Origin of the sequence: Chitinophaga pinensis DSM 2588 (genome assembly GCF_000024005.1) — a bacterium.
In the GTDB taxonomy this organism is placed as follows: Bacteria; Bacteroidota; Bacteroidia; order Chitinophagales; family Chitinophagaceae; genus Chitinophaga; species Chitinophaga pinensis.
Map to the genome: position 1 here is coordinate 2825076 of NC_013132.1, position 12785 is coordinate 2837860.

Genomic DNA, 12785 nt, shown 5'->3' on the forward strand with positions numbered 1-12785 from the left:
TAACGGCTGGGCTTGTTGGACTGAGCATGAGTTTTGAGAGAGAGAAGACAGTGTTCATGTTAATTCCAACAAGTATGAAAAAGCAACAAGCACTGGTTAAAATTAAAGCATGCGCAGAACATGAGTGGTTTTCTGTAGCACCTGGTGTATGGGGTGTACGTGACAGGATTGTCAATGTCTATTTTGTACATGACCCCTCCACGAATCACTGGATATTGGTAGATACAGGCTTGCGTGGCGCCGCTGCCAGAATCAAAAGAGTGGCCAGGGAATTATTCTGGCCGCAGGCAACACCTGCTGCCATTATCCTGACACATGGTCATTTCGACCATGTCGGCACTGTGAAACAGCTGGCAGATGAATGGGATGTACCGGTATATGCACACTATCTGGAAGCACCGTATCTGACAGGGCGTTCTGCTTATCCACCCCCTGATCCGTCAGCAGGTGGCGGGCTGTTTACCTGGCTCTCCTTTTTGTTTCCCAAAAACCCCATTGATCTTGGTGGACGATTACTGCTGTTACCTGAACAGGGAAATATTCCCGGACTAAAAGAATGGAAATATATCCATACCCCTGGTCACGCACCTGGCCATATCAGCCTCTATAGAGAACATGACGGTGTACTGCTGGCCGGAGATGCCTTTGTCACTACTCAGCAGGAATCATTACTGTCTGTTCTGAAACAGGAAAGAAAGCTGTCTGGTCCGCCCCGTTACTTCACATATGACTGGTTAGCTGCGGAAAAATCAGTACGTCATCTTGCATCATTACAACCCAGTATTGTGGCTACCGGTCACGGACATCCGATGGAGGGAGAGGCGCTTGCTGCATTACAGGAACTCGCAGATAACTTTCAGGAACAGGCTGTGCCGGCACATGGACGTTATACCGGAGATCCTGCCGTTGCAGGTATCAGTGGTGTAGAATACGTTCCGGCGCCTAATAATCGTAAAACCTTACTCCGGGCTGCTGCCGTGCTGGCACTGGTAGGTATAGGCGCATTATTGGCCAGTGAAGCAAAAAAGAGGTATAGCTAGTTAACTGCCGAATATAAATGTTTGATTATAAGTGAAATAGCTCCCGTTATTGGCGGGAGCTATTTTATTAATTAAGGATGGGGTCTGGCGCATGGCCTGTTGAAAGAGAAACGATTACACCTATATTGATATTATAACTTTGTTTCAAATAATAATAATCCTATATTGGTTGCGTTATATTTTGCAACGCTCGTCACTATTCCACTTTACAAGTTCCGCTCCATGTGAACGGAGCGAAACCTGCGAAAGTGAAATTCCTGTCCGATGAAGCTGCAAATTACTATAAGAGAACCAGTTAAGTAAGCGTAATACTGCGGAAGATGCTGCGTATAAATACGGATATTTCCAGATAGACACAACCCGTAATACAGCAGACCGCGCCTCCATAAAAAATTATAATACTATCCTTCAAAATGACCAGAATCAAACAGCTCATCGTACAAAACGCCGAAAACCGGGAAACAGCACATGCCCTGTTGATAGTAGCTTTCTTATTAATGGCTGCCGCCCTGCTTAAAAGATAACAGCGGCCATAAATTATATAACAAGCGCTTGAAATTATATAACAAAGCTTCCGTTTAGGGCACCTATCTTTGTCTTCACATGAAGTCCGGGAAGACTATATCATTTAGGGCGCTTTTGCTGCTGATCGTATTTCTGATGAATACGGCGGTTGGTTTTGCCTGCGCACTGGAGTCAGGTCTCTGGACGGACAGGCACCATGATACCCACCAGATGCACGACATGCACGATATGCATGCAAAGCATCAGATGGATCATGCACCAAAGAAATCTTCCCACCGTTGCTGCGGAGACGGTATGATCAGGTTTGAACTGCTGGACAAAACCCAGTTCCATCACGATGATATTAAGTGGCTGCCACTACAGGCGGTGCTTTTTCCCGTGAGATGGCTGTCTGTGCCACCAGTATCCTTGGCTGCTGCTCCTCACCGATATGTTATACTTCGTCAGCATCCGCCACCCATTGACATCCGGGTGTCGATTCAATCTTTTCAGATTTGATTTTGTTTGAATAATCAGTTGCCTTACTACTAAGGCAAACAATTTTCTATTATTCAAACACTAAAATCAGATTACAATGAAAAGTCTTATCATAGCAACCACTATATTATTCGCTACTTTCTCTGCACAGGCTGCAAATCCCGCATTATCTAAATTGTTATCACTTTACTACGACATAAAGAATGCACTGGTGAGCAGTGACGCTACTACGGCAAACGCTAAAGCGGCTGAATTTGTAAAAGCCATCGCTGGTGTGGATATGCACGCATTATCCGCAGCAGAACATGAAGCGTTTATGCCCTTGCAGGAAAAACTGACTGCGGATGCCAGCGCTATTGCTGCCACCACAGACCTGAATAAACAACGCGAACAATTCAAATCTTTCTCCAATAATTTCTTCACACTGGCCAAAACCACTAAGCTCTCAGATACTCCGGTGTACCAGCAGTACTGCCCTATGCAGAAAAGCTACTGGCTGAGTAATGAAGCTGCGGTAAAAAATCCTTACTACGGCAAGCAGATGCTTACCTGCGGAAAAGTAACCGAGACGCTGAAATAATTAACAGAACACGCACAAGTATTCAACATGAAACGTTTTCTGTTAACAGTAATCGTATTACTGTCGTATTACTTTGCTTTCTCCCAGGCGCCCCACACCGTTCGTTATGACCTGTATGTCTCCGATTCCATGATGCACAATCATGGTAAAATGATACATGCAATGGTGATTAATGGTGGTATTCCTGCGCCGGTATTAACCTTCACAGAAGGTGATACCGCTGAGATCTATGTGCACAATAAAATGGATATGGAAACATCCGTACACTGGCATGGGCTGATACTGCCCAATCGCTATGATGGGGTGTCCTATCTTACAACTGCACCCATCAAGGCCGGAGAAACGCATCTCTATAAATTTCTGCTTGTGCAGAATGGTACCTATTGGTACCATTCTCACACTATGTTTCAGGAGCAGAGCGGGATGTATGGCGCCTTTATTATCAAAAAAAGAAATGCACCCACCCAGCTGGAACATACGTTGTTGCTGAGCGACTGGACAAATGAAAATCCGGCCCAGGTAGACCGGTCTTTGCACATGGCGACCGACTGGTATGCAGTAAGAAAGAACAGCGTGCAGAGTTATACAGAAGCTATTAAAGCCGGTCGTTTTTCCACCAAAGTGACGAACGAGTGGAAACGCATGCTGGCCATGGATGTCAGTGATGTATACTACGATCAGTTATTCAGTAATGGTAAACCGGTAGAAGTACAAACACAATTCAGGAAAGGAGATAAGGTAAGATTGCGCGTAGTTAATGGTAGTTCTTCTACTTATTTCTGGTTGAAATATGCCGGTGGAAAAATTACCGTTGTGGCCAATGATGGGATGGATGTCGAACCGGTGATTGTAGATCGTCTTATTGTAGGTGTTGCGGAGACATATGATGTAGAGGTGGATATTCCTGCGGACAGCAGTTATGAATTTCTTGCCACTGCGGAAGACCGTACGCGTGCTACTTCCGTCTTTCTGGGAAATGGTCCGCAGCAGAAAGCCGAACCTTTACCACGCCTCAGATATTTTGATGGCATGAAGATGATGAATGACATGATGAAGATGAATGGCCAGATGAATGATATGGGTATGTCAATGAGCTTGCAGCAGATGGATATGAATGCGGTAATGTATCCCGAAGATCCGGGTGTGACATTGAATTATGCCATGCTGAAATCGCCTGTGAAAACCACTTTACCGGAAGGCGCTGTGAAGGAATTACATTTCAATCTGACAGGCAATATGAATCGTTACGTATGGACGATCAATAATAAAACGGTTTCTGAATCAGATAAGATTCTTATTAAAAAAGGAGAGAATGTGCGTATCGTACTTTACAATGGTACGATGATGCGGCATCCGATGCACCTGCACGGGCACTTCTTTCGTGTACTGAATGGACAAGGTGAATATTCCCCGTTAAAGAATACGCTGGATATAATGCCGATGGAGACAGATACATTGGAATTTGCCGCTACGGAAAGTGGCGACTGGTTTTTCCACTGTCATATTCTCTATCACATGATGAGTGGTATGGGACGTATTTTCAGTTACCAGGAATCTCCGCCTAATCCGGAAATTCCTGATCCTAAGAAAGCGATCCGCAAGATTTATGCAGATGATCGTAAGATCCATGCTGCTGCCAGGATTGGTCTGGAAAGTAACAGCAGTGATGGTGAAATCGTATTTGCCAATACACGGTACCGTTTTCAGACGGAATGGCGCGCAGGATATAACGGAGAGAATGGTTATGAAACGGAAAGCCATTTCGGGCGCTATCTCGGACAGATGCAATGGCTGTTTCCTTACATAGGATGGGATATGCGTTACCGCCGTATGCATGAACCGGAGAAGAATCTGTTCGGACAGGTCAGTACCAGGAACCGCCGTAATGTATTACATGCAGGTCTGGAATATACTTTACCGATGCTGATCATTGCCGATGCATCCGTTGATACCGATGGGCGATTACGCTTTCAGTTAAGCAGGGAAGATGTGCCTATCACCCGCAGATTACGTTTCAATTTTATGGCGAATACGGACAAAGAGTACATGGCCGGTTTCAGGTATATTATGACGAAGTATTTCTCGCTCTCCTCACACTACGACAGTGATATGGGACTGGGCGCTGGTATAACAATTACCTATTGATAAGCAGCGCATTTCTTTCTGCAGCACAAGTTATAGGGTATATAAAAAAACGAACGGGTGTATGATTACACCCGTTTCTACCTAAACCTACAACTGTTTATTACTGTAATTATTTTTTTTCGTGTTTCGTGACACAAATGTAACACCTCGAAAGGTTATATGAAAAACCAATATTTCGGTTTAAGAAACCAATTTTTCGGCTTGTCTAAAGAAAATATTGGCATCGGAGAAATTGGATATTTTTTCCGTGAAATTGGCATTGACCAGCAACTGTTTGCGAGCTACTTTTGTGTCATCAGATTTATACAGCAGCTGCGATATAAAAGAATCAACAAAAGACTAATAAAGACAGAATATAAGATTAACAGAAAAGATTTAAAACGAAAGACGATGAAAAAGACAATTAAGGCAGGCGTAACTACATTAGCATTATTATTAGCAGTAGCAGTAGGCGTAAAGGCACAAACGAAAGGAAATAGTGATTCACAGAGACCATCATTCTCTCTGAGTGTTGGTCCGGAAGCAGGAATACCGGTTGGAAGTTTCAGTGACTATTATAAATGGTCCTTAGGCGGTTCCGTACAGGCAGATTATGCTATCATCAAGAAGACTTTATATGTAAACCTGAATGCAGGATTTGCAAATGTATTCGCAGATGATATCCCTGGTTTGGATGATTTGCAGTGGATTCCCGTAAAAGCAGGGTTAAGGTATTATCCATTCCAGCACAATAATCTGTATGTAGAGGGCCAGGCCGGTGTAAACTTTATCACCAACGGTCCGATTGGCAACAAAACAGCGGCATTCACCTATAGCCCACAGATCGGTTATCTGATCCCATTGGGTAAAGGAAATTACCTGGATGCTGGTGTTAAATTCGATGGCAATTCAAAATTTGTAGATGGCGGCGATGCGGCTAATCTGATAGGTTTGAGAGTTGCTTACACATTTGGCTTGAAATAAGTACAGTAAGATAGGACATAATTGTTTAAGGGGTTTATAATCAAACGAAGTAGGGCCTTCCTTTTGGAAGGCCCTATTGTATTTTATGCGATGGAAAGATAAAATTAAGCGACAGATAACTTCTTGAAATCAGAAGGGTTTTCGTCGGCAAACTTCTTAAAGAAACGACTGAAATGTGAACTGGTATCGAAGTTTAGCTGGTCCGAGATTTCCTTTACGCTGAGAGAGGAAGTCGTCAGTAATAATTTCGCTTCCAGGTACAGGCGACTGTGAATTACCTGTAAGGCATTTTTGCCGGTTTCCTGTTTCACAATCTCACTCAGGTGTTTTGCGGAGATATGTAACATATCCGCATATTCCTGTACCGTTCGTTTATCCAGGAAATGTTCTTCCACCATATCACGAAAATTGATGAAGGTGGAATATTGTCTTGTTAACTGGTGGTTCGGTCTGCTCTCCTGACATTTCTCAAATGCACGGTTCACTTCATACAAGAGTTCTACGACCTGCAGACGTACGATCTGCAGGAAAAAAGGACTACCTTCCCTGTACTCGCGGTCTATTCTTTCGAACAGTTGTTTTGTTTTCTGGAAATGAACATCTGACAAGGTGTATACCGGTGCGCAGGAAGGATTCAGATCGATCAGCGGATCAAGCGCACTTTGCTTGATAAAACTGTCGGTAATAAATTCCTTCTTGAACATGACCATGTATAACAGGAGGTCGTCAGAAGCATTGTCAAATGAGGTAATATGTTTAGGCGATACGATGTGCAGTGATTTCGGACCTACGTCAAACGTAAAGGCGCCGATCGTTTTCTGGCAGGTGCCGCGGATACATAAAATAATAGCATAGTGATCGGTCCTGATAGGCGCGCCACTTTTTACGCTCCCCTCATTGCTCAGTACAGCAAAATTGTCAGGGTGCAGCAACTCATCGTATTTATCCATCCCGAAACTTTGTGTCACCGGTTTGTCAAGTGACAGATAATAACGTATCGTGGACGGTATATCGAATATTGGCAGGTTCGTGTTCATAATCAGGGTGCAAAATTACGGTAAAAATCAGTGTAAAGAACTCCGCAAGAACCGGGTTTAAGTCATAAAGTCGAACGGCTACTTTTGTATTGTAAATGAAATAGATATGACTACACAGGAATTGACTGATTATGAGCGTATCGCCAACGCAATTGACTACCTGAAGGAGAACTTCAAAAAGCAGCCCTCACTCGAGGAAATTGCGGAGAATGTTTACCTCAGCCCCTACCATTTTCAACGTATGTTTACGGAGTGGGCAGGGGTAAGTCCGAAGAAATTCACCCAGTATCTGAGCGTTGAGTACGCCAAAACACTGTTAAAAGAGAAGCAAACTTCCCTTTTTGATACTGCCATAGAAACCGGTCTCTCAGGTACCGGCAGGCTACATGATCTTTTTATGAAAATAGAAGGCATGACACCGGGAGAGTACAAAAACGGGGGAGAAGCTTTGTCGATCAATTACAGTTTTGCAGAAAGCCCGTTTGGTCCACTTATTCTGGCGGCTACTCCTAAGGGGCTTTGTTATCTCGCATTTGGAGAAAACCGGGATCTGGCCTTTCGGGAGTTACAGGAACAGTTTCCTAACGCTCGTTATACACAGGTACTGGATATGATCCAGCAGAACGCCCTGTATTTCTTCACCCAGGATTGGAGTACCCTGGGAAAAGTGAAATTGCACCTGAAAGGCACCCCGTTTCAGTTAAAGGTCTGGGAAGCGCTTTTACAGATCCCCATGGGCGATCTCTCTACTTACGGACAAGTAGCGATAGCCGCCAAAGCGGACCGGGCCTATCAGGCAGTCGGTACGGCTATAGGTAATAATCCGGTTGCTTTTCTTATCCCCTGTCACCGGGTAATCCGTTCAAATGGTGAATTTGGTGAATATCACTGGGGAAGTACGCGTAAAATGGCGATGATTGGCTGGGAAGCGGCAAAGAGTGCTCCGTTTGACAAGGCTTGAACGTCCCATTACATCGCTATTACACCGTAATTACGCCGTTATCTCTCCGTTCATGAACGAAGAGATAACGGCGTAATTGCGGTGTAATAGGGAGATACATCGAAGAATTAGTAAATATTTCGAAGGTAAAATTCACATTTTTATAACTATTCCCTGTTATACCTGTATACCCCAATACTTACAAATAAGAGATAATCTTAATCCTTCTTTTTTCTTTGTTTAGAGTCTTCAGCTACCGCAAAAAGAGCACCCGCACTGCTATAGGAATGCTGGTAAAATGTCTATTTTACATCCGGTCTAAATGATTGAGGAACAGTTATATATACTGATCAAGTCCACCTTATCTCCACCTCTCCTCCGGTACTGCACTATCTACCCTTCGGGCGTAATAAATATTTCATATACATTTTAGCAGTATCTTTACTACAATTAATAAAAACCCGATATTACATTTGCATACAGAACCATGTAATATTTAACCCTTTAAACTGTTAACTGAAAAACCTTGGACCGCCCAAATGACCCTGACTACATATACCATATATGCTCCTGAGGTGCAATCTGCTATTCGCATTGCACAGGCACTGGCCAAAGAACATCACCATGCTAATTATACGCCTGCCCACTTATTGCTGGCATGTCTGCACAAGGAAGTCGGAATAACGCCGCAGCTACAGGCAATGAACATCGATACTTATTACCTGGAAGAATGGGCAGAGGTAAGACTGGATAGTGTCCCGAAAGCAGGCCGTTTACCAGAACAGCCGGACGCAGACGAATATGCAGCGAATGTGCTGCAGGAAGCAGATGCCGTAAGACTGGAATACGATCTCGATGCAGCTGACGCCTGGTGCGTACTTGTTGCTATCAGCACGCCTGGGGTAGGCTTCTCTTTCGAGCAACTGAAAACATTTCCTTTGCAGCGGGCTCAATTACTCTCGCATTTCAACAAGAAAGATAGTAACGGCGCAGCGCCCAAGACGACCATCGTCACCGGCAAAAGCGTCGCACAGAAATATATTTATAAACTCACAGATCCGCAGCGACTCCAGGCGAAACATGCACTGGCTGGCCGCGATGCGGAAGTGCGTACGATGATGGAAATACTGACCCGTAAAGGACGTTCCAGTATTCTTATCACGGGAGAAGGCGGCGTGGGTAAAACCGCACTGGCAGATGCACTGGCAAGCGCTATTTTGCAAAAACAAGCACCTTTGCAATTGCAGCAAACCGATATCTATGCACTGGATTATGGTGCATTCATAGCAGGAGCTGCGTATAAAAATGAGCTGGAAGACAGATTGCAACAGATCATGTCACAATTGCAGGAAGCTGGTCGCCATGTACTGTTCATCGACAATCTGCACACCCTGCTGGATAAACAGCCGGGATCTGCGGGAGGCATCGGCAATGTACTGAAAGCAGCGATGAACAAGGGCGATATCACACTTATTGCTACCAGTACTCCGGAAGGTTTCCGTAAACTGATAGAGCCGGATGGCCTGCTGCGTCACTGTTTTGAAGTAGTGCAACTGGCAGAGCCGGATGAAGCAACAGCTGCCCGTATGATACAGGCAGTAATGCCGGATTATGAAAGCTACTATAACTTAAAAGTAGCGCCGGAAGTGATCAGTGAAGCGATTAAACTGTCACGCCGTTATCTGAAGGAAAGAAGTTTACCGGATAGCGCTGTGAACCTGCTGGACCGTACACTGGCCGCCATCCGTACCACCCAGGATACCGGAAAGATTACACTGGATGATCTGAAAGCAAAACTGGAAGCGGCAGGTGATAGCCGGGAAGAACTGCGCTGGTGGTATCAGCAATGTATGCAGCGTTATAGTGCATTGGTCACTACACGTCTGCAACCACAGCAGGACATTTACAAAATTGACAATGAAGCTGCCCTGAAAACAGCTTTGCTCGATATCATTGCGCAGCTGGAACCATTGGTAGAAACACAGCACGTCGCCGTGACAGGTATCGACCTGGCCACGATGATTGCGGAAAGTACCGGTATTCCATTGGGTAAGATCCAGTCAGGCGAACGTGAGCGCCTGGTGAATATGGACCTCGAATTGCGGAAGAGAGTGGTGGGGCAGGATCATGCCCTTAAAACAGTCTCCGAAGCCATCCTGGAATCACGTTCCGGTCTCAGCAGACCAGGACAGCCAATAGGCTCATTTTTCTTCCTGGGGCCGACCGGAACCGGGAAAACGGAATTAGCGAAATCTTTGGCAGACTTCTTGTTCCAGGATGAACGGTGCATGATCAGATTTGACATGTCCGAATTTAAAGAAGAACACTCGGCGGCATTACTATATGGCGCTCCGCCGGGCTACGTGGGATATGAAGAAGGGGGCCTGCTGGTAAATAAAATCCGCCAGCAACCTTATGCCGTAGTATTGTTTGACGAAATCGAAAAAGCGCATCCATCAGTATTCGATATTTTCCTCCAGATAATGGACGAGGGCAAATTGCATGACCGCCTGGGTAAAACCGGTGATTTTTCAAATGCCCTGATCCTGTTTACATCCAACATCGGTAGTGATGTGATCGCCCAGTCATTCAGACAGGGAGTGATCCCCGCCTCGCAACAACTGATGGAGATTATGGCCAGAAATTTCAGACCCGAATTTCTGGGCAGGCTGACAGAGATCGTTCCATTTGGTCCCATTCAGCAGGAAAATGTCGTGAAGATTTTTGATATCCATTTAAAACATCTGCTGCAATTGTTAACGCAGCAGCAAATAACCCTCGACGTTTCTGTCGCCGCAAGAGAAAAGCTGGCAGCAGAAGGGTATTCGCCGTTATATGGCGCACGTCCATTGAAAGAAGTGATCCGGAGCAGACTGAGAAAGCCCTTGTCACGAATGATCATTGAAGGCAGTCTGCAGCCCCATACGACCGTTAAACTGGATATTGACGCTCAGGGTGAGCTACAATGGCAAGCCGGCGCGCAGGGATGATCAGGCGAACTGACAGAAGAACCATAGAACATTTATTGTTGTAAAAACCAATTGATATGAATGACAATTACGGGATTGGTGGTAATGAGGTGAAACTCGACGCCAATGAAGCCATTGTTGAGATCTCTCATAACCGGACCCTGTTTGCTGAAAAGTTGACCCAGCAAACGCCTGTTAAACCGGAAATCGTGCAGGGACTTACCACTGTAGAAGGAGTATTTGAACATTACAAACCGGCTGTAAACATGCTGTTTCATGATGCAGAAGGACGTACTGTTCCGGAAAACCTGGAATTCCACAACCTGGGCGACTTCGGTATTAAAGGAATTACCGCACAGAGTACATTCCTCGACAACCTTGCCACAGAAAAAGAACAGTATTTGAAAATCATGAAACACCTTAAAACAAATAAGGTGCTGAAAGCTGCTCTTGCCGATCCTGCTGCCCGACAGGCCCTGCTGGAATCGATAAGATCACTGGTGGCTGATCTTGAAAAGAAATGATTGAAGAAGAAATCATCTTAGAATTAAGAATTAATAATTAATAAATAAGAATTAAAGTGCAACGCCTGATCCATTTATCATCCGGTGGTGAATGCTTAAAGACTGATAAGTCCATTAATTCTCAATTGAAACATGTAAGACCAATTCTTAATTCTTAATTCCTAATTCCTAATTGAACAAGTCTTATGGCTGAATTACAAAAACAGCAGGAGCAGCAGGACCAGCTGCAGAATGCGCCCTCCCAACAAACTGCTTCTTCTCTACAGGAGAATATAGATATACTGGCCAAATTTGGTGGTTTTGACCTGCTTGAAGGTGCGATCGAAGGTGTACAAAACCTGAACCCCGATCGTAAAGCACGTCGTAATATATTTCTTACAGAAAGCACCAAAAAAGGTGAACGCGATAAGCTGAAAAAAACACTCGAACTCTGGGAAAAAGTTCTGACCGAAGCGCAGGATCTACCTGATATGGTGAGCTTCTGTACTGAACATTCAGAACAGTCAGAGCGCGTATTGAATAGCAACCTCGGAGAAGCGGTAGAAGCTACCCGTGAACTGGAACAGTCTTACCGTAATGTGGCTTTGTTCTTCAAAAATACCGAGTCAGATAAGGTAAAGAATGTGGCTTTTATCAACGTGGAACAGGACCAGCTGAAAGACCTGGACAACACCCGTTTCATCGATGCCATACACCAGGAATTAGTGAGCAACTACGATCGTCTGGACCTGCGTGATAACTATAGTCTGCTGGTTATTCCAGGCTATCTTGGTTCAAACAAAGTACTGGAAAAATGGGCGAAGATCGCTTATGAAAATAAGACGATGCTCATTACAGACTTCTCTCACCTGGATGCACCAGATGATGTGATGGAAATGTTTGAACTGGCTAACCTCACCGGCGGTGAAATACACAGGTCTAATGTTATGATGACCTGTAACTGGCTGGTAGGTCGTGGTAAGTTTGATGAAATTAACGAACAGGATAACCTGTACATACCACCATCAGGCGCACTGGCTGGTAAAGTATATAAAACACTGATGTCACAGGTAACTGCCGGTAAGAAATTCGGTGGTATGAATGAAGTAGACGGTGTGAAATTTGAACTGAAGAAGAGCGAAATTGCAGGTCTGGAGAAAATGGGGCTGATACCCATGGTAAAGGAATATGGAAAAGTAATGGCGTTTAGTGCAAAGACTTTGTTTAACGGTGATAATATCGGTTTGCAGACTTATTCCGTAGTACGTGTATTCGACTACGTGACGAAGGTGTTGATGGACTTCCTGAACCGCCGTGCATTTGAAAATTTCAATGCCAACACCCGTAAAGATCTGATGAAACAGATTATCCGGTTCCTTGACAGCATTACCGGTCCTGATAAACTGATAGAGGACTTTAACGTACGCAGATTTGAACAGGATCCTATACAAAAAGATCGTATCCACCTCAATATTCACCTGAAACCATACTTCCCGGCTAAGAACTTCCTGATCAAAATGGAAGGACATAAAGGGGAAGATGCGACAGAATGGGATACTGAATACGAGCAGGATAAAGCATAATATTAAAACAGCGGGGGCTGATC

Annotated in this window: 10 protein-coding genes; 9 read left to right on the forward strand and 1 reads right to left on the reverse strand. The window is 44.6% G+C overall.

The window, feature by feature from the left end:
- Positions 1–74: 74 nt before the first annotated feature.
- From CPIN_RS11475 to CPIN_RS11495, 5 genes are all read left to right on the forward strand, one after another.
- Positions 75–1040 (forward strand): MBL fold metallo-hydrolase, encoded by a 966-nt coding sequence (locus tag CPIN_RS11475; protein ID WP_012789959.1) that lies wholly within the window; start codon positions 75–77, stop codon positions 1038–1040.
- 603 nt (positions 1041–1643) lie between these two features.
- Positions 1644–2063 (forward strand): hypothetical protein, encoded by a 420-nt coding sequence (locus CPIN_RS11480; protein ID WP_012789961.1) that lies wholly within the window; start codon positions 1644–1646, stop codon positions 2061–2063.
- Positions 2064–2139: 76 nt separating this feature from the next.
- A complete protein-coding gene (locus CPIN_RS11485; protein WP_012789962.1) occupies positions 2140–2622 on the forward strand; it encodes a DUF3347 domain-containing protein in 483 nt (160 codons plus the stop codon).
- A 27-nt stretch (positions 2623–2649) separates the two neighbouring features.
- Positions 2650–4767, forward strand: coding sequence for a multicopper oxidase domain-containing protein (locus tag CPIN_RS11490; protein ID WP_012789963.1), 2118 nt, complete (start codon positions 2650–2652; stop codon positions 4765–4767).
- A 390-nt stretch (positions 4768–5157) separates the two neighbouring features.
- Entirely contained in the window at positions 5158–5730 is a 573-nt protein-coding gene (locus CPIN_RS11495) for a hypothetical protein (RefSeq protein WP_044221366.1), read from the forward strand.
- A gap of 104 nt (positions 5731–5834) precedes the next feature.
- On the opposite strand, the gene CPIN_RS36555 is transcribed toward CPIN_RS11495, so the two are convergent.
- The gene (locus CPIN_RS36555) at positions 5835–6767 is read right to left on the reverse strand and encodes a helix-turn-helix domain-containing protein (RefSeq protein WP_012789965.1); all 933 of its coding nucleotides are present in this window, start codon (positions 6765–6767) and stop codon (positions 5835–5837) included.
- Positions 6768–6873: 106 nt separating this feature from the next.
- Between CPIN_RS36555 and CPIN_RS11505 the strand changes: the two genes are divergently transcribed.
- From CPIN_RS11505 to CPIN_RS11520, 4 genes are all read left to right on the forward strand, one after another.
- Positions 6874–7728 (forward strand): bifunctional helix-turn-helix domain-containing protein/methylated-DNA--[protein]-cysteine S-methyltransferase, encoded by an 855-nt coding sequence (locus CPIN_RS11505; protein WP_012789966.1) that lies wholly within the window; start codon positions 6874–6876, stop codon positions 7726–7728.
- A gap of 518 nt (positions 7729–8246) precedes the next feature.
- On the forward strand, positions 8247–10697 hold the full coding sequence (locus tag CPIN_RS11510; RefSeq protein ID WP_012789967.1) for an AAA family ATPase: 2451 nt from the start codon (positions 8247–8249) through the stop codon (positions 10695–10697).
- Positions 10698–10753: 56 nt separating this feature from the next.
- The gene (locus tag CPIN_RS11515) at positions 10754–11200 is read left to right on the forward strand and encodes a hypothetical protein (protein WP_012789968.1); all 447 of its coding nucleotides are present in this window, start codon (positions 10754–10756) and stop codon (positions 11198–11200) included.
- A gap of 185 nt (positions 11201–11385) precedes the next feature.
- Positions 11386–12762 carry a DUF5458 family protein gene (locus CPIN_RS11520; protein WP_012789969.1) on the forward strand — a complete coding sequence of 459 codons (1377 nt, stop codon included), beginning with the start codon at positions 11386–11388 and terminating at the stop codon, positions 12760–12762.
- The last annotated feature ends 23 nt before the right edge of the window (positions 12763–12785 follow it).

What these genes read in the sequence shown, in the direction of transcription:
- CPIN_RS11475 (WP_012789959.1), top strand. Translation starts at nt 75, where the DNA reads ATGAAAAAGCAACAAGCACTGGTTAAAATTAAAGCATGCGCAGAACAT.
- CPIN_RS11480 (WP_012789961.1), top strand. Translation starts at nt 1,644, where the DNA reads ATGAAGTCCGGGAAGACTATATCATTTAGGGCGCTTTTGCTGCTGATC.
- CPIN_RS11485 (WP_012789962.1), top strand. Translation starts at nt 2,140, where the DNA reads ATGAAAAGTCTTATCATAGCAACCACTATATTATTCGCTACTTTCTCT.
- CPIN_RS11490 (WP_012789963.1), top strand. Translation starts at nt 2,650, where the DNA reads ATGAAACGTTTTCTGTTAACAGTAATCGTATTACTGTCGTATTACTTT.
- CPIN_RS11495 (WP_044221366.1), top strand. Translation starts at nt 5,158, where the DNA reads ATGAAAAAGACAATTAAGGCAGGCGTAACTACATTAGCATTATTATTA.
- CPIN_RS36555 (WP_012789965.1), bottom strand. Translation starts at nt 6,767, where the DNA reads ATGAACACGAACCTGCCAATATTCGATATACCGTCCACGATACGTTAT.
- CPIN_RS11505 (WP_012789966.1), top strand. Translation starts at nt 6,874, where the DNA reads ATGACTACACAGGAATTGACTGATTATGAGCGTATCGCCAACGCAATT.
- CPIN_RS11510 (WP_012789967.1), top strand. Translation starts at nt 8,247, where the DNA reads ATGACCCTGACTACATATACCATATATGCTCCTGAGGTGCAATCTGCT.
- CPIN_RS11515 (WP_012789968.1), top strand. Translation starts at nt 10,754, where the DNA reads ATGAATGACAATTACGGGATTGGTGGTAATGAGGTGAAACTCGACGCC.
- CPIN_RS11520 (WP_012789969.1), top strand. Translation starts at nt 11,386, where the DNA reads ATGGCTGAATTACAAAAACAGCAGGAGCAGCAGGACCAGCTGCAGAAT.